Source organism: Caballeronia sp. LZ024, from assembly GCF_031451455.1.
GTDB classification, from domain to species: Bacteria; Pseudomonadota; Gammaproteobacteria; order Burkholderiales; family Burkholderiaceae; genus Caballeronia; species Caballeronia telluris.
The window spans coordinates 1,174,803-1,195,524 of sequence record NZ_JARUXL010000001.1; the positions used below are offsets into that span (position 1 = coordinate 1,174,803).

Consider the following 20,722-nt stretch of genomic DNA (forward strand, 5'->3'; position numbering starts at 1 on the left):
TTTGCCGTCGCCAGAGCAATTCGGCTTCGGCTGCGAATCAGGATGTTTTGAGCCGTCGCGGCTATTTCTCCTGAACGGTACGGCGCTCGCGGTCCAAGAGTGACGGTTCCGCTCTAAAGCTTCGCGGATAGGCGCCGTTATCACAACGGATGAGCATGTAGACCCCGAAAGAACGCTGTCGCGTCCTAATCTACCGTTGATTGAGCGAAAAGCCACAGTTAGCGCCTGTTATTTGGCTAATATTCCGGGGTGTCAGCGGTAGTAATCAAAGAATGAAGGATTCGGGGCCAGATGGATACTGAAGCAGTCGAACCGGTTGTCCAGTCGGAGCAGCCGCCGTGCGTCGAAATCAAGACGACGCTTGCAACCAAAGTAAACTTGGCCGACTTCCAGAACGCTGTTCCGGTGATTCGTGAGCTGTCGCTTGTCAACGACACGAGGAGCGACTACAAGTCGTTGCGACTGACGGTCGGCTCTGAGCCTCCGTTTTTGAAGCCGAAGACGTGGCATATCGACCAACTAGCGTCGGGGCAGACGGTTCGGCTCTCTGACATCGACCTTGGTCTCGACGGGCCGCTACTTGGGCGACTAACAGAGTCCGAGAAGGCTATGGTCACGTTCCGCCTCGTTCACGGCAACGGGGACTTAGGGGATTTGGCTTCGGCTGAAGCTGTTGTTGACCTGCTCCCTCGAAATCAATGGAGCGGTCTGTCATCGCTTCCCGATATGGTGGCCGCTTTCGTTCAACCGAACGAGCCAGCCATCGAGCGAGTCCTCAAGCAAGCGGCGGAAGTCCTGCGGAGTGCAGGGAAGCCCGGCGCTATCGATGGCTATCAGGGCGGACCAAAGCGCGCATGGGAATTGGCGTCGGCCATTTGGAACGCCATCGGTGCTATGGGCATCGACTACGCGGTCCCGCCTGCGAGCTTTGAGTACAACGGTCAGAAGGTCCGGGCGCCTGGTCATATTGCAGAATCAAAGCTCGGCACCTGTCTCGACTTGGCGCTTTTCGCTTGTGCTGCGCTTGAGCAAGCCGGCCTCAATCCGCTGGTCATCTTCCAGGAGGGGCACGCATTCCCTGGCGTCTGGCTGAAACCGGAGGAATTTTCCACGACAGTCGTCGACGACATCACCGCGCTCAGAAAGCGCGTGAAGCTGAAGGAGATGGTCCTGTTCGAGTCAACGATGTTGACGAATCGGCCCCTCCCGAAATTCAGTTTCGCCGCGGAGAAGGGTGGGGAACACATTTCGGAAGAATCTGAAGGCAAGTTCCAACTCGCCGTGGATATTCACCGCGCGCGTCTTCAGCGCATCAAGCCGCTGGCGAGCGAGCAGGCAGTCGTGCGTGGCAGCTCGGAGGAAGATTCCAGCGACAATCGCCGCCCCACCTGGGAGGACGCTCCTGAACTCCCTACGAGTTTTGACGGCGCCGATATCGACCGCGACCTCGAGCGGCCAGAAGACCGGCTGACCCGCTGGCAGCGCAAGCTTCTCGACCTCTCGCTGCGGAACAATTTGCTCAGTTTCAAGGCGGGCAAAAAATCGGTGAAACTCGATGCTCCGGAACCGGGCATCTTGGAAGACATTCTCGCGGAGGGGCAAGCGCTCAAGCTTCTGACTCGCCCCGACTTGATGGACGGTGCCGACCCCCGAAGCCAAGCAATTCATGAAGCCCGCGAGCGCGAGCACATTCGTCGTCGGCATGCGCTAGATGCGCTCAAGCGAAAGGAAGTCTTCATCGGTCTTTCGCAGGAAGAGATGGACGACCGCCTGCTCGAGCTCTTTCGCAGTTCGCGTTCAACGTTACAGGAAGGCGGCTCGAACACGCTCTATCTCGCCTTGGGTTTTCTCTCATGGACTCGGGACGACAAAGACGACAAGAAATATCGCGCGCCTCTCATCTTGGTCCCTGTCACTCTCGAGCGACGTAGCGCCCGTTCCGGCTTTAGTCTCAAGCTGCACGACGACGAGGCTCGGTTCAATCCGACGCTCATCCAGATGCTGCGCCAAGATTTTGAGTTGGAGCTCGGCATCCGTGACACTGAGTTGCCGAAAGATGATTCTGGCCTCGACGTCGCCGGCATTTGGAAGACTGTCTCGAACGCAATCAAGGACATCAAGGGATGGGAGGTCGTGGAGGACGTTGTTCTCGCGTCGTTCTCTTTTGCGAAATACCTGATGTGGCGGGACCTTACCGAGCGAACCGAGCAACTCAAACACAATGCGGTCGTTCGTCATCTCATCGACACTCCGCGGGATTCGTATCAGACGAGTGTCGAATTTCCGGACGTGCGGCGGTTGGACCGAGAGCTTCCGGTCAAGGAAACCTTCTGTCCGCTTCCTGCTGATTCGTCCCAGTTGTCCGCGGTGGTTGCCGGCAGCAAGGGCAAGGACTTCGTCCTCATTGGGCCTCCCGGGACCGGCAAGAGCCAGACAATCTCCAACCTCATCGCCCAGTTCCTCGCCGAGAAGAAGCGGGTGTTGTTCGTCTCCGAGAAAATGGCTGCGCTCGATGTCGTCTATCGGCGTCTCGCTGATGTCGGTCTTGGAAATTTCTGTCTCGAACTTCATTCGAGCAAGGCTCGTAAGACGGAGGTGCTCGAGCAACTCCGTGTGTCCTGGGACGCAACGTCCGTGCTCGCCCCCGAACAGTGGCATGCGGAGGCCGAGCGACTGGAAGCAATTCGTTCGCAACTGAACGGCTATGTCGAGCGTCTCCACAACCGTCATGAAAACGGACTGAGCGTCTATGAGGCCATCGGCCGAGTGGTCGGCGGACACGACTTGCCGGCGCTGCGCCTGTCGTGGCCTTCTTCGAAGGCACATAACCTAGACGGCATGCGCGCGCTTCGTGAGACCGCGGAACTGCTCGACGTCAATTCGAAGGCATTTGGAGAGGGTCAGCTCAATGCGACGCCTCTTGCTCACGTCGCGCAAACCGAATGGTCGCCGCTGTGGCAATCCGCATTTCTCGACGTGGCCGAAGCCGTTCCAGACGTCGTTTCGCGGTTCGAAAAAGCCGCAGATGACTTGCGTGCGGCCATCGGGCTGCCATCCCTCCCGCTTGACGCTCGAGTCCGCGGGGGTCTTCGCATGCTCGCGGCGACGCTCCCGTTAGCGTCGGGTTACGACTGGCGTTTCGCCCTGCGCCCAGACGCAAAGACCATCGCTGACGCGCTCCGGCAAGCAGTACCGATGCTTGAGCGGTATCGCGAATTGCTCGCAGGTCTGTCGACGCCGAAAAGCAACCAGACGCTCGAAGACCTGCGACTTGGCATCACTCAGGTAAAGCGCGACGCGGAACTTCGGGCTGCGTTGTCCCAGCCGTGGAATGAGACGCTGAGAAACCGTTTGGCTAACGGTATCGAGCTGCTGCGCAGTCGTCTCGACACCGTGGGTCAACTCTCTCTGCCTTACAACGAAAGCATTCCGACGAAAACGGTCGCTGAGTTGCAGTCGGACCTTCGCGAGCTGAAGGATTCGAGTTGGCCGATAAGCATGATGCGTAAGCGCTCGCTCACCAAGAAGCTCAAGGAACTTGCCGCAGGCGGCAGCGAACCCGATATCGATGGCGACATCGAGCGCTTGTCCAAAATCGACACGCTTAACGAGCAAATCAAGGCGCTCGATGACCTGTCGTTGCCGACGTCCAACGCTTGGGCCGGATTGAAGACGGTACTCGATGTCGTTCGTGCACTTCTTGCGTTCCAGACCGCATTGGTTCAGGTTCACGCCCGCAAAGATTGGGAAGATGTCGGTCTCGACCCGGTCAGTCGAGGCCAGTGCGGTGACGCGGCTCGTGACGACCTTCAGCGCATGCGTGAATTGCGTCAGATTGAGCAGGTCGTCAGGCGCCTTGCGCCGCTTCAGGCAGACACGGATGGAATTTGGGGCGCTTTCCAAACCGACGTCGGCGTAGCAAAGGCTTATGTGACCTTTCAAGGTGCACTGGCGGCTGCACGGGCCGAGAGCCACTGGCTCGACGACGGATTCTCGGAAATGGAATCGGGACGTGCCGGAGCAATCGCTGCCGCTGACCTCAAGAAGATGCGCGAGTTGGTGACGCTTAATACGCGCCTCCAAGAGTATTCCGACCTGTCGGCGAAAACCTCAGGTATCTGGAGCGGCCTTAAGACAAAAACCGAAGGCGTCGAACCAGCGCTGAATTTCTTCGAATCGCTGGCTGCGGCTCTCGCGAATCTTGCAGGGACGCCCGAGCTCCTCGCAGCCGTCAAAGCGCCGGTTGCTCTGTTGCTTGGCGACAGCAATGTGTTGCTCGAGCCATCAGGCATTGTTGCTGGCACAGGCCGAATCTATGCCGAGGCGCTCAAGGCTTTCGACGAAGCAGTCACGAAGTTCGCGTCGGCAAGTGCTGTTGCTCTTCCCGAGCATACGAGCTTCGCGGCCCTGCTGCCAGCAGAAATTACTGAGCGTGCCCGAAACGTATCTAAGCATGCGAACCGCTTAAACGCGTGGTGTGCCTGGCGCAAGGTACGTCAGCACGCGCTTTCGCTCGGGTTGGCTCCGCTGGTTGCAGGCGTGGAGCAGGGCATCGTCGCGCGCGGTCGCGTCAGGGAAGTATTCGAGACTGACTATTGCCGTTGGTGGCTGAACGCAGTCGTCGATGGGGACGAAGTGCTACGCACCTTCGTCTCCGCGGAGCACGAGAAGCGCATTCAGGACTTCCGCGAGCTCGACGAGCAGTTCATCGCGCTAACGCAGGCTTGGGTCAGGGCACAGTTGTCGGCAGGACTGCCCTCGCCGGCCAAGGTTTCGCATGGCTCCGAGTGGGGGCTTCTGCGCTATGAAATGCAGAAGAAGACGCGTCACCTGCCCCTGCGGGAGTTGATGACGAAGGCTTCGACCGCCATTTTGCGCCTGACGCCTTGCTTGCTGATGAGCCCGTTGTCGATTGCACAGTATCTGCCCGCAGAAACGTCCGACTTTGACGTGGTCGTCTTCGACGAAGCATCTCAAATTCCCGTATGGGACGCGATTGGCGCCATGGCGCGCGGCCGCCAAGTCATCATGGTCGGCGACCCGAAGCAGCTTCCGCCGACAAGCTTCTTCGACCGCGCGGAATCGGATGTTGACGACACGGACGTCGAAACCGAGCTCGAAAGCATCCTGGAAGAGTGTATTGGTGCGAACCTGCCGACGATGAAGTTGTCGTGGCATTACCGCAGCCGTCATGAAAGCCTCATTGCTTTCTCGAACTATCGTTACTATGGCGGCGACCTCGTGACATTCCCGAGCCCGGTGACTGATGACCGAGCCGTGAGCTTCCACTTGGCATCGGGTGGCCAGTATGAGCGCGGAGCGTCGCGTACGAACAAGCCTGAGGCGAAGGCGCTCGTTGCGGACCTCGTCAGTCGCCTGAAGTCACCAGGGTTCGCAGAAAGCGGTCAAACTATTGGCGTCGTGACCTTCAATGCCGAACAGCAGCGACTGATTGAAGACCTGCTGGACGCCGAGCGTCGCAAGGACCCGTCCATCGAGCAGCACTTTGCGGACACGGCCCTCGAGCCTGTATTTGTCAAAAATCTCGAGAGCGTGCAGGGTGACGAGCGCGACGTCATGTACTTCTCCATCACATACGGCCCCGGCTTAGACGGCACGATGCCCATGAACTTCGGGCCGATGAACCAGCAGGGTGGTGAGCGTCGCCTCAACGTGGCAATCACGCGTGCTCGTGAGGAGTTGCGCGTCTTCGGAAGCTTCAGGCCCGAGAAGATGGACTTGTCTCGAACTCAGGCGCTGGGGGTCCGAGACCTCAAGCACTTCCTCGAGTTCGCAGAACGCGGCGCAAGAGCGCTCGGTGAAGCAGTCGCCGGCAGCATCGGTGACTTTGATAGCCCGTTCGAGAAAGCTGTCTGCGTCGCGCTTGCCGAGCGAGGTTGGACAGTCCATCCGCAAGTTGGCGTTTCTGCGTTCCGCATCGATTTGGGCGTCGTTGACCCGGAGGCACCTGGCCGCTATCTCGCCGGCGTCGAGTGCGACGGTGCAACTTACCACCGTTCCGCGACGGCGCGCGACCGCGACAAGCTGCGGGAGCAGGTTCTTCGCGGTCTTGGCTGGGAAATCGTACGCATCTGGTCGACCGACTGGTGGATTGATATGCCTGGCACCCTTGAGAAGGTCGATGCGCAGCTTGCGTTGCTCTTGGCCGTTCGACGCGAGCAACGGGCCATTGATGAGACCGGCGCCGCGGGCATGGCCGACGAGGTAATCGCGGCGGCGAAGGTCTTCGGCCCAGACGAAAGAGTGCAAGCCGGTTCCACCGAAGGCGAGGAATCTGATAGCGGGAATGTCGACGAGTCCTCTGTCGCGATTCGGGTCTCCGCGCCCGCTCGATATGCTCGGGCAGTCGCGCCCATGGAATCGCAACCTTCGACGGCAATTTTCATTGAGGCCGATTTCAGCCTGACAGAGCATGTCGCCGAACCCGAACGGTTTTTCGACAATGACTACAACGCGCAGTTGGTGTCAATGCTTGCCCATGTGGTGACGATTGAAGCGCCGATTCGTGATGAAGTCCTTGCACGCCGAATCGCTCGCGCCCACGGTTGGTCTCGGACAGGTGCTCGAATTCTGGACCGAGTCGTCGAACTGGCGAAAAAACATTTCGATTGCGACCAGGAGGACGTTGGTCTTTTCTTCCGCGAGAAGGGCAGCGCCGGGAAAGAATGGTCTTTCCGTCGGCCAGTCGAAGGGATTGTTCGAGCGCTCGATGAAATTTCGAGCTTGGAGCTCAGCGCTCTCGCTAGGGAAATCAAGCCTCATGTTTCAAATCGCGAGACCGGAGTGACGTCGATGATAAAGACGCTTGGCTTGTCGAAGTTGCGCGCTGCGAATCGCGAGCGACTGGAACGTGTGTGGCGCAACACGCCGGAGTGACCTTTTAATCTACCGCTTTACGGCGGAGCGAACGGCGCTCCCCGCTAATCAAACATAGAACAAACGGAGTACCGGGGGAAAAATGAATCTGTCGATTGCCATCAGCGCATTTCTCGTTGCCGGCTTGGTGTTGGGTGCCGTTGCGGTCTGGCTTGTGATGCGAGGGCGCACCCGATTGCAGATTGAGAGTGCCGTTGCTCAGGCCTATGTGGCATCGCAGGTTGAATTCGCACAGAAAGACGAGCGGCTCAAAGCGGCAGTTGAAGAGGTCTCGGAATTGAAAGGCGGACGCGAACAATCGGTCAAGCTGTACGGCGAACTTCGTGCCGAGCTTGACCAGAGTCGCGATGAGCAGGCGAGGCTGACCGAGAGGTCATTGCGCGTTCCGAACCTTGAAGCGGAAGTGCAGGCATTGCATCAAAGAATTAACGGGCGAGAAGAGGAACTCCGTAACCTAGCAACAAGCGAAGCCCAAAAGGGGCAACTGGTTAGCTCGCTCAATAGCAAGGTAGGCGAACTCGAGGCCGAGATTCGGGCGCTGAGCAGCGATGCATCCCTTAGCAACAGCGCGTTAAATGAAGCAAACAAGCGAACGGCGACTCTGGAAGAACAAGCAGCGCGGATTCCCGGACTGGAGACCGCAAATGCTGACTTGAGCGAACAGGTCCGGAAGACGTCAGAAGAACTTCGACGCGTGGCTGCCAGTGAAGCGCAGCATCGACAGCTGGCTCAATCAACGTCGAGTAATCTTGAGAAGACGACCGTACAGTGTCATGAGGTTGAAGTGCGATTGAAGTCTGTGTCCAAAGAGTTGCAGGACGCGAGCGAGCGACGAGCCACTCTCGAAGAGCAAGTAGCCCGTATCCCTGGGCTTGAAGTTACGAACGGTAACTTAACCGAGGAGGTTCGGAAAACTTTGGAAGAGCTCCGGCGAGTGTCGGCCAGCGAAGCTCAACAGCGACAGTTGGCTGAATCAACGTCGGGCAGTCTTGAAAAGGCGACCGCGCAGCTCCGCGATGTCGAGGGACGCTATAAGGTCGCGCTTCAAGAGCTGCAAGAGGCGAACGAACGGAAAGCGACGCTTGAGGAACAAGCCGCTCAAATCCCAACCCTTGTAAGAAAATTGGGAAGCGCCGAAGCTCGCCTGTTGGAAACCAGCAATCAGTTCAGCGAGCTGAGAGAGACGAGTGGTCGTTCCAACGGACAGCTTTCGGCCGAACTTTCGGCCGAGAAGGAAGCTTGTGCGTTGGTGCGCAAACAATACGAATCTGAATACGGTGCTAGGCGCGCAGCCGACGCTGACGTCGCAAGGCTGACCGAAGAGCTAACCGAGCTTCGTACAAGCGCCGAAGCTGAGCAAAAACATGCTGAGGAAAAGCTTCATCTGCTCACTCAGGCGAAGGAAGAATTGAGTGCGCAGTTCAAAACTCTCGCCACGGAGATTCTCGAGGAAAAATCCAAGCGGTTCACAGAGCAAAACCAGTCGAACCTCGACCAGTTGCTGGAACCTTTGAAGACTCGGTTGAGGGAGTTCCAAGGCAAGGTCGAAGAGGTATACATCCAGGAAGGTAAGGACCGGACTGCTCTCGCGGAGCAGGTCAAGCAACTTCATGCGCTAAATCAGGCGCTGAGCGAAGACGCGAAGAATCTGACCTCGGCTCTCAAGGGCTCCTCGAAAACTCAAGGTAACTGGGGCGAGCTAATTCTTGAACGAGTCCTCGAATCGTCTGGCCTCCGGAAGGGACATGAGTACCTCGTACAGGATAGCCAGACACGGGAAGACGGGAGCCGCGCTCAGCCTGACGTCGTGATTCTACTACCGGAAGAACGAAAACTTGTGGTCGATTCGAAGGTATCCTTGGTCGCCTACGAGGCGTACTCGTCGGCGGAATCTGATGAGCGGCGCTCTATCAGCCTTCGGCAGCACGTCGAATCGATTCGCGGCCATATTAAGTCTCTTTCGGACAAGCAATACCACGCGCTCTACGGCAAGTCGCTCGATTTTGTTCTTGCATTCGTGCCCATCGAGCCAGCTTTCATGCTGGCTATCACGAACGACAAAGACATTTTTATGGAAGCCCTGAATCGCAATGTTCTGCTGGTGAGCCCGTCCACTTTGCTGTTCGTCGTCCGCACGGTGGCGCATCTTTGGAGGCAGGAAGCGCAAAATCGAAACGCTCAGGACATCGCGCGTCGCGGTGCGGAACTTTATGACAAGCTCTGCGGCTTCGTCGGTGACTTTGAGAACTTCGGTAATCGCCTCAAACAGGCTCAGTCTGCATACGACGCTGCGCACGGCAAGCTGGTATCTGGGAAAGGCAATGTGATTCGGCAGGCCGAGATGCTTCGCGAACTGGGTGTTAAGCCATCGAAAGCGCTCCCGGCGGCGCTCGTTGAAACATCAAACGAAGATGGCGACGCCATCATCGTCAGTGGCGCGCTCATCGACTCCAGTTCAGGCCTTGGACTTACCGCCGGTCACAGCAATCAAGCCCCGATGAGCAACTTGGGCGACTGACGTAGTGAGTGGGATAGTGGACGCGCTTCGACCACGGATTGGACGAAGTGCTCAACCAGTCGGGGGGCGTTTTTGAGAGATGGGAGTCCAGCGCTGAACTATGAATGCTGCGCCGACCCTGAAAAAAAAGAGAATTAGCAATGGGCTGGGGATTCAGAAGAAGCACAAAAATCGCGCCAGATATCCGCATAAACCCGAGCAAGGGCGGGGTGAGCACATCAATCGGTGGCAAGGGCTTCACTTACAACACACGAGGTCGATTAACGGTGAGCGTCCCCGGGACGGGTCTTCGCTTCTCCAAAAACCTCAACTCGCGAAAGACCGCTCCTTCAGAATTCGCGCGCAGTGGAAGTACCGCGAGCGGAACTGCCGTGACAGAGTTTCTCTGCAATGCCGGTACGCGGACCAGAAGATTTGCTTTGGAGGAAATGGCGCGTAGCCGTAGCTTCGAAGTTCAATAGTTGGCCACGGAAAGAGTTGCTTAACCCTTGGCACGAGTTTCCAGCCCGCCGCTCGACTGGCGTGGGAAAACAATCCCGAATGAGATGAGAAGAAGATGGCGAGCTTCTACGAGGTATTGGGCGTTCCGGAGTCAGCGTCGCAGGAAGTATTGAAAGCGGCGTTCCGTAAGGCAGCGATGCGCTGGCACCCTGACAGGAATCTGGGTAACGAGAAGTATGCAGCAGAGCGCTTCAAGGAAGCCAAATTCGCGTTCGAGTTCCTTAGCGACCCAGAGAGGCGCGCACGTTACGACGGGGAACGTGCTGAAGCGAAGGCTAAGGCGTCGGAGGGGGCCGCAGATAAAACTCAAGACGAGGCGTTTTTGAAGCTTCTTCGCACGCTTACGGACGCAGCCGTGACACTCGCACGTCAGGGCCGAGACCGAGCCTTCATCATTAAGTTGCTGGTTGAAGAAGGCTGCGCCCTCAACATCGCTCAATTTGTTACTGAACAAGCGATTCAGATTGTAGCCGGTCAAACCGCTCAACAATCGAAGAGAACGGCCGAAAGTAGTTCGTCAAGACCTTTTGCTGAACCGCCGTCCGGCGACGAGACCTCGACTTCCGCTGACCAAAAAACATCGCGGAAAATTGCAGGGGTAGTGGCGCTAGGGCTTGTCGTGCTCATTGGCGGCATTTTGTTGAATTTGCAACCTCAAGCTCCACGCGCGCGTGGCGCCATGGTCTCCTCCAATGCCGAATCGCCCGTCCGAGTGGCAGATGGTCTGTCCGCGAGCAACGCAGCGTCCCGGGACGCTCAAAATGAAGAGTCGATAGAAGACCCGTTTGATGGGCCCGGTGCGGCCACCCCGATGCTATCAGCGGACGGGGGAGCCATTCCGCCCTCGCAACTCGCGGTAGAGCGCTGGGGAATAGAGCAAGATGAATTCGGTGAAAAGCTATTGGCTGACGTGTCAAAGCGAAAGAAGACATTGTGGCTAAAGGGCGCGACCACTGTTAGCGCTCGCCAATTTGAAGGTGATGTGGTGTTCCAGGCTTGGCTTGGTAGAGTCCCGAACGTCAAGAATGTGGCGGTCAAATACATTGGAGCGCGTGAGTTTGGAGGAAACGAAGATGGGCCGTTGTGGTGGGCTCTCTTGTTCTCAACGACGCCGGTCGGGGTGCCTTTTCGGTGTGCGGAGTGTAAGCCGCTGATAAGTGCTATTGCGATGACTGTGGACAACGAAGGCAAAATCGAAATTAAGACTGACTTCGTCGGGCTAGGTGAATTTGGCCGTTACGGTACGTATCCTTTAAAGCGGCAAGCTATAGGGAAGACTCCAATTTCTGCGGACGAGACGCTTTTGTCTCTGCATGACCCGCGAACGGTTGGAGGGATAGATTCAGCGCACGTTCGATATTTCAGGGTCGAGGAGTCTAGGATGCGCGAAGTGTTGGAGATGCCTTACTGGACAGACAACTCCCGTTCAATTCGCTGTGCGGGGAAGCATAATCTGGGTACTTGTGGAGTGTACGCGCCGAAGCTCTCATGGATTAAGGAACGAGGAAGGCCATATTGGTCGCTCCAGGTTGATGAGGAAGGCACCAAGACGGACGAAAGCGGCAAATTCGCCCCCAATAGGGGACGCTACTACTTTCGGTTTGACGGCAACGTCTTCAGGCGCGATGACGCAGGTTCCTGAGTGCTGTGCATCCAGGCATACCATGGGGTCGTCTCCGTAGAGCGCCTGGCGTTACAGCGTCCGCCACGCCGACACAGATGGTTGGGGTGAATGCGTTGCTTAAAAGCCCGTCCATGTTCGCCAATTTTCTTAACCGTGAATTTACGCCAAAGTCCGACAGAGGGCGACGCGGCGATGTCTGCAGAATGCGCCTTGCGTTTGAGAAATAGTTGAATCAGTATTGGCTTGCGCTCGACGCGCTCCTTCCTGCCCGGCCACTGGTCTTTATGGGAAGCCCTCGCAGTTTCCTGTTGCATCTGAGTAGCGAGATGTGTCAATATTAGTACACGGAACGTTGAACGGCCAACAAGGATGGATTTCGGAACATATATTCGAGGTCGACGAGAAGCTCTGGCAGCGGAGAGGATTCAGGATGGCGTTCCGGAATTCTCTTTGAGGGGTGTTGCACGAAAGCTCGGAATCGAAGCGTCTCACTTGTCCAAAGTTGAGCTTGGAAAGGTTCAGCCGGGTGACGTGATGATTGCAAAGCTCGCCGAGATTCTCGGCGAGGACTTCGACACTCTGATGCTGCTTGCGGGTCGCGTGTCGCCGGAGTTGCAACAGGCCGTAGGCGCTCGGCCCAAGCTATTCGCGGAGTTAATAAGGGAATTGCGCAACGCACCGGACAAGGCGATTTTGAGGCTTGTCCGGGAGGTGCGTGACGGGCAGTGGTAGTTCAACCAAAAATTAGAGGAGCTCCAACGTATGCTTACTCTGAATAAACATGAACTCGTTTTTCGATTTCCCGAAGTACACGCGCGCGCTAGCCTCATTGTCAGCTTCCATCGCACGCTTCGGCTTCCGGACGATAACCGCGAATATCCACTTCCGCCTGGCCTCGGAAACTTCCCGCTGTCACACGTTGACGATTATGCAAATAAGCTCCCGGCGGCTTGGGTCGAGCATGGCGGCGTCTTCTTTCCCATGGCGCAAGCAGAGGCAATGTGGATTAGCTTTTCTTCGACATATCCGTTCGCCGTCAAGATTGCGGCGGGCAAAGTGAATGCTGTCTCAGGGCAACCGTGGGCGCCCGAGCTGCAAAAGCGTACTGTCGGCGTCGAGCAGGACTATGTCAGCATGCCGAAGCAGCCGTGGCTCGATGGCTTCAATGTCGGACAAGGGGTGGTTCGTCAGTTCCTCGCGATGCCGTTGGGCTCGGGCTACACTGCTGAAGAGCAAATCACCGGGGAGGAAATGCATGGCGGTCTGCAGATTATCGCCATGCCGCTGAAGGCGGAGTTCTATAAGGACCGAGACTTGTACTTGGAGCGCCGGTCGATGCAATCCGACGTCATGTATTCGATGTCAAGCGTGCCCGCGTTCGATATGGGACTTGCCCCGGGCGGGCTGATGAGGCAGAAAATCTACAAGGACGATTTTGGCCTGGACAAGTGGGACCAGCAGCACAGCTCCCGCTGCTTCGTGCACCTGTTGAACTCTGAGCAGTATGAGGCCGTGACTGGGACGAAACCGCCGAGCGACGTGCCGACCGCCGATGACTATGCGAAAGCGGGTCTGCCCTGGTATCAGCTCTACGATGAGAACAAAGCTGCGGTCGCGGCATCGCCACTGCTTGAAGGGCTCGATAGCGTGGCAGCCCTTGGCGTGAAGAAAGGTGAGAATCCGTTGCCCGACAACGCCCCGATTTCGAAGGCGCCGGTGGTGCACGGAATCAAGGCGGTACGCGAAGGCAGCTTCTAACGAGGAAGTTGGCCGCCTTCTTTGGCCCGCCGCGCACAGCGGTCGGGCCAATCAGTGAGACAGTGCTTTCAGGCCGCTGCGTCCTTCAACTTCTTGAGCGCACGGACCTTCAACCGCACCGTCGCCGGCTTGGCATCAAACCAGCGCTCCTCACCCGTGAACGGGTCCTTGCCGAAGCGCCGCTTCTTTGCTTCCACCTTTTGAACGTTGATTTTCAGTAGGCCCGACAGCGTGAATTCGCCCAAGCCTTTCTTGTGAACAGAACCGAGAATCGTGTCTTCAAGAGCGGCCAACACTGCCTTCACTTGCTTCGGCTCGACACCGGCCTGCGTTGCCACGTGGGCGGTGAGCGACGCCTTCGTGAACTGGTCCTTTACCGGCTTGAACGCTGCGCCGGCCGCTGCTGCCTTCTTCGCCGGTGCTGTTGCCTTCTTCGCTGCGGTCTTGTTTGCAACCGGCTTGGCTGCAGGTTTTGCGGTCTTCGTTGCCATGTGCATCCTCTTCGTCGTAGATTGAGAGATGCTTAAGACGAAGCACCCCAGAGCACGGTAGCCTGGCACATGCGTCGTCGTAAGCTGTGGGCTAGCCTAGCAACGGTTCAGGGGTTTAGCAATAAGAAAACCCCTTGAAATAAGGCGTTTTCGCGAGCTATGGGTGGATTTACAACGGAAGTTTGCTCATTCTTTCGCGTAAACCTCGGGCTGACCTTGTTCGTCGAAGACGAACCACTCGACGGCGTCGTCAGCGTAGTCTTGCGGCCAGTTCGCTGCGAGCATTTCCAACGCGAGTCGGACGTGCATCATTTTCGCGTCGTGACCGCGCCTCGCGTCATTCGAATCTGGGCAACCGAGCCGAAGAGTGGTTTCAGCTGCAACGTCACGTCCCTCGGTGCCGGGCATGTTGTGGGCTGCCATTGCATCCAAAATCTCCTGTACGCAATTGAGTCGGTCGAGCGTACGTCGCAGGCGTGCGTGCATCGCATCGGGAAGACCGAGCTCGCGCGCGACGACCTCGACGTCCATCGTAACGTCCGTCAGCAGGATATGAAGAAGCCGCCGGAGGTGTAACTTGAAGGTTGGATGGCGCCGGGCGCCCATAAAATTAGGTCAACTTGCTCATTCATGAGCCGTGTATAGCGGAGCCGTTTATACCGATGCCGTCACACGAGAAACCGGAGGTGGACGGTAGGCCATCTTTCTGGGCGTATCTGCAAGTAAGCTAAGCAACGTGTGCGGGTATCTCGTGGTTCGGCGGCTCAAGATTCTCTTGATTCTGCCGTTATGAGGTTACGGGAACATGGCTTACAACGCCATGGGCCCAATCTAGAGGACACACGCAATGGAGAATGACCGTAACATCGTCGACCGGCCTAAGCTGCTAGGTGATTTGGTCGCAAAGGCACAACGCCTCGCTCAGCTTCGCGAGCAGCACATTGCGCCACTCACCGGCTTTGTCGAAGAACTCCGCCTTGAGGCAGGGTCTGGCGCTGCCATTCCTAACTTCGACCCATGGGATGCAGGCGTCGCGGCCGAAATTCTGTTTCTGCTAGAAGCACCGGGCGCTCGAGCCGTTGCATCCAGTTTCGTCTCTCGGAACAATCCTGACGAGACAGCAAAGAATATGTTCGAATTGAACCGCGATGCCTGCATTCCACGCATTAAGTCTTTGCTGTGGAACGCAGTGCCGTGGTATATCGGCGATGGCGCGCGTATTCGTGCGGCGACAGCCAAGGACCTGGAGGCGGGACTGGCGCCTTTACCGCGGCTAATTCAAATGTTGCCAAAGCTGCGTGCTGTCGTGTTTATGGGGAGGAAGGCAGAGAAGGCGCGGCCACAGGTTGCACGGCTGCGTCCTGACTTGGCATTGTTCAGCTGCCCGCATCCCAGTCCGCTGTTCGTCAACAATCGGCCTGGTAATCGAGAAATCATCCTCAACGTTTTTCGAGAAGCGGCTCAGTTTCTCGATGAAGCTTCGAGAGTTGCCGCCAAATCGCTCGACACGGACTCTTCAGTATGAGGGGCTGGTATCCTGGGCACACTACAGAAAAGCATAGGCCACCGCCTCTCATCAAAGAAATATGCCACTTCCGAACGGCGTTAATCCAGACGGCCATATTGCGCCGACGTGTCCGTCCGCCGGATGGCTTGGGAATCGCGGCGAACTACACGACTCAGAGCGCCTCTTAGTACGGGATTGGAAGGTCAAAGCCTGGGTCACGTGTCAACTGTCCTACAAAGGGTGGAATCGAAAGCCTTTGATGCAACCCGGACGGTACACGGAACTCTTCTTTCTCGACGAGGCAACCGCCCTGGCGGCAGGACATCGACCGTGTGGCATGTGTCGAAATCCGAGCTATTCAGCTTTCAAAAGACATTGGTTAAGCGCGAACGAATGCGCGCACGATATGCCAATCGGCGAAATGGATAAGCTGCTCCACGCGGAGCGGATAAACCGCCGGACCGATGGCGAGTGGCTCCGACGGCTTGCCGACCTTCCTCCCGCCGTGATGGTCCGGTGGAATCAGGAAGTCCACATTTGGGACGGCACTTCACTGCGCCGGTGGGAACCGACAGGCTACAGCGCGCCGGTGACTGTGGATAAGCATGTCTCAGAAGTGGTCGTTATCACGCCTCCATCTGTCGGCCGCGCTATCGCTGCAGGGTACATCGTTCAGATGCACGAGAGCGTAACAGGCTAGCCGCGCAAAGAGGCGGCATCGCCGCTGTCGCGCAATACAAAGTCATACTCAAACTTGCTGAAATGACCGCATACCTCTGTGAAAAGGCCACACCCGATAAGTTCGCCGCCTTCGAGCGAACGTCCCTTTCAAGTGCCGAAGGACACAATGAGCGCTGGCTGCAAGAGCGCCTTTTCATCAGCCCAAAACTGGTGCCTATGACGGAGATGTTCGGCCACGGAGAGGACTTTGTCCCGCTATGCCGAGGACTGCCTCTGCGCTATGGCGCGTCGAACGTTTTCCTAGATTTGCTGGGTGTTTCGCCAACAGGAAAGCTCGTCCTTATCGAATGCAAGCTTTGGCGGAACCCGGAAGCACGGCGGGAAGTCATCGCCCAGCTCTTCGAATATGCCTCGCTCCTGGCGGACTGGTCTTACTCAGACCTTGAAGCTAGGTTGAAGCAAGCTCGCGGAATGTCCGGCGAGAATCCGATTTTTCGAGCGGTGCACGCGATGTACCCGGACCTGTCCGAAGCTCGGTTCGTCGACTCGGTCAGCGAATCTTTGCGAACTGGCAATTTCTTGCTCGCCATCGCCGGCGACGGAATACGCAGTGACCTGCAATCCCTTCGTAGCCTTTTGGCCACCCGAGATGGTCTTCTGGCCTCTCTAGCACTGCTTGAAATCCAGCTGTACCGGGACGCCGAGGGAAGAACCCTGCTCGTGCCGTGCGTACCAGTCAAGTCCGAGGTCATAGCGCACAGAGTTGTTACGCGTGCAAATGGGACGCCTCTGACCCTCGAGTCTGCGGATTCGCTAGCCACAACAGCGCCCGTGGCGAATTCAAAACGCGACTCGGCTTCCAGCATTATGCGCCTTGCGAACCGCGCCCTTTGGGACTTGTTTATTTCGTCGGTCCGCTTTGACCATCCGGACCAGCCGCCCCCTCGACATGGTGGCAACAACTATGTGCGGATAGACCTCCCTGGCCCGGTAAGCGGTCTCGTCGCATATCGGACCGCCGACCGTGCCACCGGCTTCATGCTCAAGTTTGTCGGCGAGGAAGGACGCGAGACGCTGCAGCGCTTGCTTGAGGACCAAACGGCGTTAGAAGCGGAACTTGGGCACGAGCTTGTGTTCGAAGTAGGCACGTCCTCCGAAGGAGACGGCCGAGTGGTCGGTGAGCTTCGGATTGATTGGAAGCCGTCTGGCTCTGTGAACACTGATGACGCCCAACTCGAGTGGCTACGTATGATGGCTAACTCGGCCGTCAACGCCCTCCGACCGCGCCTCGGTTCCTAACGTTTATTCGCCGGGAGGGCACCTCCATGACTTTCAAAAAGCTACAGACCCCCACGGCCGTTGACGCTGCGATTCAAGAGTTCGACAGTGTCGGTCGAACTGCTTTTCTCGAAAAATACGGGTTCGGCAAATCACGGGAGTACATGTTACGCGACCCTGGTACTGGAAAGCTCTACGATTCAAAGGCAATAGTCGGTGCCGCCCACGGATATGCCTTTCCAGATGAGGGCCCGCTTCGCGCGGCCGACTTCTCCGGCGGCGAAGCAACAGTCGAACGCGTTTTGTTGGACTTGGGCTTTGAAGTTGTTCGTGTCGGGCAAGATTGGACGACCGACGAAGTAGCTGAAACGGTAGAGTCATACTTTGAGATGCTTCAGCTTGAGTCTCTAGGCATTGCCTACAACAAGTCAGAACGTAACGAGCAGCTGCGCATCAAATTGCCCGCGCGTAGCAAAGCCTCTATCGAACTCAAGTACCAAAATATTTCTGCGGTACTTTCGCAACTAGCACTGCCTTACATTCAAGGCTACAAACCGCGGGCGAACTTTCAGTCGTTGCTGCGTCAGACGGTAATGCAATACGTCGACACTCATCGAACGGCGCTCATGGAAGTGATGGAGCATTTCGATGAAAGAACCACGCCGGGCGAGCAGCAGTTTCGTGGCGTGCTGGTCGAGCCGCCGAAGATTGAGACGCTTCCGTCCCCCGCCCAACGCATGCGATTGCCAAAAAAGCTCGACTATGCAGCCCGAGAGGAGCGCAACCGAACCCTCGGTCGCGGCGGGGAAGCATGGACAATGGGTTTCGAAGAAACGCGCCTGATTGACGCTGCGCGCCCGGACCTTGCCTCGAAGATAGACTGGATTTCCGACCGTCTTGGCGACGGGACAGGCTACGACATCTTGTCCTTCGAAACGTCGGAGATTGCTCGTTTCGTCGAGGTTAAGACGACAAACGGTGCATCGGCGACACCGTTCATCGTTACGCGAAATGAGCTCGAATTTTCGGAGGAAACCGAGGATGCGTTCTGCCTTTATCGTGTCTTCGACTTCGCTGTCGCGCCGAAGCTTTTTGTTTTACGAGGGCCGCTTGGAGCGAATCTCGATTTGGAGCCGCTCGACTTTCGGGCGCGCCTGAAGGCAACAACGTAAGGAATGACGGGCTCGAGGATTGCCACAGGTTCGACATGTAGTCCCCGTACATCCCCCGGTTCGCGCCGTGGCGACATCGGAGTCGCCGTTTCTTTCATTCTCCCAGCCTTATGTAGCTATGTGTTTCTTCTACGCCTGCGACAGCACGACGGGGTCAAATAGATAGGTCGTTTGCGGACAGAAGGGGTCTTGGACCTCTCAAACGGTGAACTCGAACTCCTGGAGCGCGCGTCTGCGCTGTTGCGTGCCGTCGACCAACTCCCTGACAACGAGGTATGGTGATACGCGATGCGAGTTGTACGGGTTCATCAACCAGGACGGTTCTTGGTTGCCCAATTACGCGTCGTTTTGACAGAGTAATCGAAGTCGTGCAGGCGCCCGGATTTGCCTGGAGAGCGGGTGGCGCTGTTGGCAGCCGCTTACCAGGCGGGGCGTCAAGCGCTCCTCGCTTCCTCGAGATAAACGTCAAAGTGCCTTCTTGAAGCAAACAGCGCTCGCCGGGCACAACTGCGAAAATTGCGTACTTGCCTGCAAATCCGCAGGCGCGATGTCTCGCTCGACAATTGTGTAGCCTGCTCGCGAGAGTAAGTCCACAGCAGTTGTGAGCAACCAAAGCTCGCTAACGCCTGAAGCCCGCGCGAGGTTTTCGGCGTGAGCCAGCAGGCGACCTCCCGGTCCGGCATTGCGAGCATGGTTCGCTACCACCAGTGACCGCAGCAACGCGCAGCGACCAAAACACTCAAGACCAACGCTGCCAACAATCTTGCCGCGCGCGTCTTCCGCTACCAAGAAGTCCACGATAAGCGCTGCATCCACATCGGCGACAGGCAGTTCGTTCTCTGCGAGCAATGCTCTGATGGAAACGATGTCATCGCTTCGTGCGGCACGTATCTTCATAGTCGATGTTGTCCCTAAATAACTCGGACGTGAAGTTAGGCGGTTCTAGTTGCCATGCGTCCGCTGAACCGAACAGCCACAAAGAATGCAATCGCCGACAGTATCGACACGAAAAACACTTCCACTCGACTGCCAGGTATCCATGCGTGAAGCTCCAGATGCTGGCGGCGGCAATTGGAGCGATTCCCTTGGCGACGTTTGATGGAAACGAAAGCATACCGCTCACCGCGCCATATCCCACAGTCCACATCAGGTCCTGGACGATGGTGCCGCGGAGGATTGTCATCATGCCATTCGCGGCGCCGTAGCAAAGTGCAAACAGCCATAGCAGCGTGGCCGAATGACCAGCGCCTATCAGGATAAGAGTGGAGACCGGGAAGAGCGTGACGATGATGATGCCGACTGTGCTGATATGCACCCCTCGACCGAATCCGAACCAGATTGCTCGAGCGGCTACCTGAGCTGGTCCGATGAGTGCCATGGTTGTCACGAGCACCGCGTTGGACACGCCGCGCTCGACCATGAGCGGCACCAGATGAAATGTAAGCGCCGCGAACGTCGCATAGTACGCAGTGAAGCAGACTGCGAGCGCCCAGAAAACGGGCGAACGAAGCGCGCGGCGCGTGGCGGCATCATTCGCCAACTTGAGCTCGCCGCTGCTCGGCCGTGCTTCCAAGTCAACCCTCGATGAACGGATTGCCGCCATGTGAACGGGAAGGCAGATGAGAACGTTTAGTGCAGCGAGAACAACAAGTGACGTGCGCCATCCGACCGCGTCAATGAGGAACTGGGTCAACGGAATGAAAACCGTGGCGGCGAATCCAGCGACCAATGTGATAACCGTGATTTTCGTGCGGAAGCTTTGCGGATAGCGGTGGGTCACTACCGCAAATACCGGGTCATAAAATGTGGCGGCGATGGAAACGCCAAGGCCAATCCACACGACGAACAACATCGTCAACGATTGAGCCTCGGCCCACAGCAGTAGCATCGCCGCGGCGATGAGGGAGCCGAGGGCCATCACCCGGCGCCGCAGTCCATGGTCAATCCAACGCCCGATGGGATAGGCCGCAAAACCTGAAATCAGTAACCCTACCGAAAGCGCGGCGTTCATCGCCGTCCGGCTCCAGCCCATGGCCTGTTCCATAGGCACAACCAGCAGCGAAAAGGAATAGTAGACCGAGCCCCAGGACACGAGTTGAGCCACCGCCAGTGCCCAGGTCACCAGCCTGTCGCGACTGCCCGTCGGCGCCGTCTCGTAGCGTGCGCTCTCGTCCTGATTCGACGTCGTGCTCATTTTTTCTCTTGTTGGGTCAGTCGGTTAAACGTCGGCAGCGCCGATGCGAAAGCAGTCGCAGCAAAAGAACCTTCGTGAAGCAAGTCTGTCGGCGATGGTAC

12 protein-coding genes and 1 pseudogene are annotated in these 20,722 nt (G+C 57.3%); 9 read left to right on the forward strand and 4 right to left on the reverse strand.

The features are described 5' to 3' along the window. Window positions 1-291 precede the first annotated feature (291 nt). From QCE48_RS05275 to QCE48_RS05300, 6 genes are all read left to right on the forward strand, one after another. Window positions 292-6,897 carry a DUF3320 domain-containing protein gene (locus QCE48_RS05275; RefSeq protein WP_309785766.1) on the forward strand — a complete coding sequence of 2,202 codons (6,606 nt, stop codon included), beginning with the start codon at window positions 292-294 and terminating at the stop codon, window positions 6,895-6,897. An 82-nt stretch (window positions 6,898-6,979) separates the two neighbouring features. Then, window positions 6,980-9,415, forward strand: coding sequence for a DNA recombination protein RmuC (gene rmuC, locus QCE48_RS05280; protein WP_309785765.1), 2,436 nt, complete (start codon window positions 6,980-6,982; stop codon window positions 9,413-9,415). A 140-nt stretch (window positions 9,416-9,555) separates the two neighbouring features. Continuing rightward, the gene (locus tag QCE48_RS05285; protein WP_309785764.1) at window positions 9,556-9,876 is read left to right on the forward strand and encodes a DUF4236 domain-containing protein; all 321 of its coding nucleotides are present in this window, start codon (window positions 9,556-9,558) and stop codon (window positions 9,874-9,876) included. Window positions 9,877-9,971: 95 nt separating this feature from the next. Then, window positions 9,972-11,558, forward strand: coding sequence for a DnaJ domain-containing protein (locus tag QCE48_RS05290; RefSeq protein ID WP_309785763.1), 1,587 nt, complete (start codon window positions 9,972-9,974; stop codon window positions 11,556-11,558). Between the two features lie 351 nt (window positions 11,559-11,909). Next, the gene (locus tag QCE48_RS05295) at window positions 11,910-12,272 is read left to right on the forward strand and encodes a helix-turn-helix transcriptional regulator (protein ID WP_309785762.1); all 363 of its coding nucleotides are present in this window, start codon (window positions 11,910-11,912) and stop codon (window positions 12,270-12,272) included. Window positions 12,273-12,302: 30 nt separating this feature from the next. Beyond that, window positions 12,303-13,298, forward strand: a complete 996-nt coding sequence (locus QCE48_RS05300; protein ID WP_309785760.1) for a hypothetical protein — start codon at window positions 12,303-12,305, stop codon at window positions 13,296-13,298. 68 nt (window positions 13,299-13,366) lie between these two features. Here QCE48_RS05300 and QCE48_RS05305 read toward each other — a convergent pair whose 3' ends face one another. Together QCE48_RS05305 and QCE48_RS05310 are read right to left on the reverse strand one after the other, a co-directional pair. After that, on the reverse strand, window positions 13,367-13,789 hold the full coding sequence (locus QCE48_RS05305) for an HU family DNA-binding protein (RefSeq protein WP_309785759.1): 423 nt from the start codon (window positions 13,787-13,789) through the stop codon (window positions 13,367-13,369). Between the two features lie 186 nt (window positions 13,790-13,975). Then, on the reverse strand, window positions 13,976-14,320 hold the full coding sequence (locus QCE48_RS05310; RefSeq protein WP_309785758.1) for a hypothetical protein: 345 nt from the start codon (window positions 14,318-14,320) through the stop codon (window positions 13,976-13,978). Window positions 14,321-14,636: 316 nt separating this feature from the next. On the opposite strand from QCE48_RS05310, the gene QCE48_RS05315 reads away from it, so the two are divergent. The 3 genes from QCE48_RS05315 (at window position 14,637) to QCE48_RS05325 (ending at window position 18,427) form a co-directional block, all read left to right on the forward strand. Beyond that, a complete protein-coding gene (locus QCE48_RS05315; protein ID WP_309785757.1) occupies window positions 14,637-15,314 on the forward strand; it encodes a uracil-DNA glycosylase in 678 nt (225 codons plus the stop codon). A gap of 744 nt (window positions 15,315-16,058) precedes the next feature. Continuing rightward, on the forward strand, window positions 16,059-17,276 hold the full coding sequence (locus QCE48_RS05320) for a hypothetical protein (RefSeq protein WP_309785756.1): 1,218 nt from the start codon (window positions 16,059-16,061) through the stop codon (window positions 17,274-17,276). Between the two features lie 26 nt (window positions 17,277-17,302). Next, complete coding sequence (locus tag QCE48_RS05325; protein WP_309785755.1) at window positions 17,303-18,427, forward strand: DUF3883 domain-containing protein; 1,125 nt, start codon at window positions 17,303-17,305, stop codon at window positions 18,425-18,427. A 465-nt stretch (window positions 18,428-18,892) separates the two neighbouring features. Here the strand turns inward: QCE48_RS05325 and arsN2 are convergent, their stop codons facing one another. After that, the gene (gene arsN2, locus QCE48_RS05330) at window positions 18,893-19,324 is read right to left on the reverse strand and encodes an arsenic resistance N-acetyltransferase ArsN2 (RefSeq protein ID WP_309785753.1); all 432 of its coding nucleotides are present in this window, start codon (window positions 19,322-19,324) and stop codon (window positions 18,893-18,895) included. Window positions 19,325-19,359: 35 nt separating this feature from the next. Then, window positions 19,360-20,621 (reverse strand): annotated as a pseudogene (locus tag QCE48_RS05335) (MFS transporter). Window positions 20,622-20,722: the final 101 nt, after the last annotated feature.

Bases quoted from the DNA above. Each gene is read 5' to 3' on its own strand.
- QCE48_RS05275 (WP_309785766.1), top strand. From the start codon at position 292: ATGGATACTGAAGCAGTCGAACCGGTTGTCCAGTCGGAGCAGCCGCCG.
- rmuC (WP_309785765.1), top strand. From the start codon at position 6,980: ATGAATCTGTCGATTGCCATCAGCGCATTTCTCGTTGCCGGCTTGGTG.
- QCE48_RS05285 (WP_309785764.1), top strand. From the start codon at position 9,556: ATGGGCTGGGGATTCAGAAGAAGCACAAAAATCGCGCCAGATATCCGC.
- QCE48_RS05290 (WP_309785763.1), top strand. From the start codon at position 9,972: ATGGCGAGCTTCTACGAGGTATTGGGCGTTCCGGAGTCAGCGTCGCAG.
- QCE48_RS05295 (WP_309785762.1), top strand. From the start codon at position 11,910: ATGGATTTCGGAACATATATTCGAGGTCGACGAGAAGCTCTGGCAGCG.
- QCE48_RS05300 (WP_309785760.1), top strand. From the start codon at position 12,303: ATGCTTACTCTGAATAAACATGAACTCGTTTTTCGATTTCCCGAAGTA.
- QCE48_RS05305 (WP_309785759.1), bottom strand. From the start codon at position 13,789: ATGGCAACGAAGACCGCAAAACCTGCAGCCAAGCCGGTTGCAAACAAG.
- QCE48_RS05310 (WP_309785758.1), bottom strand. From the start codon at position 14,320: ATGGACGTCGAGGTCGTCGCGCGCGAGCTCGGTCTTCCCGATGCGATG.
- QCE48_RS05315 (WP_309785757.1), top strand. From the start codon at position 14,637: ATGGAGAATGACCGTAACATCGTCGACCGGCCTAAGCTGCTAGGTGAT.
- QCE48_RS05320 (WP_309785756.1), top strand. From the start codon at position 16,059: ATGACCGCATACCTCTGTGAAAAGGCCACACCCGATAAGTTCGCCGCC.
- QCE48_RS05325 (WP_309785755.1), top strand. From the start codon at position 17,303: ATGACTTTCAAAAAGCTACAGACCCCCACGGCCGTTGACGCTGCGATT.
- arsN2 (WP_309785753.1), bottom strand. From the start codon at position 19,324: ATGAAGATACGTGCCGCACGAAGCGATGACATCGTTTCCATCAGAGCA.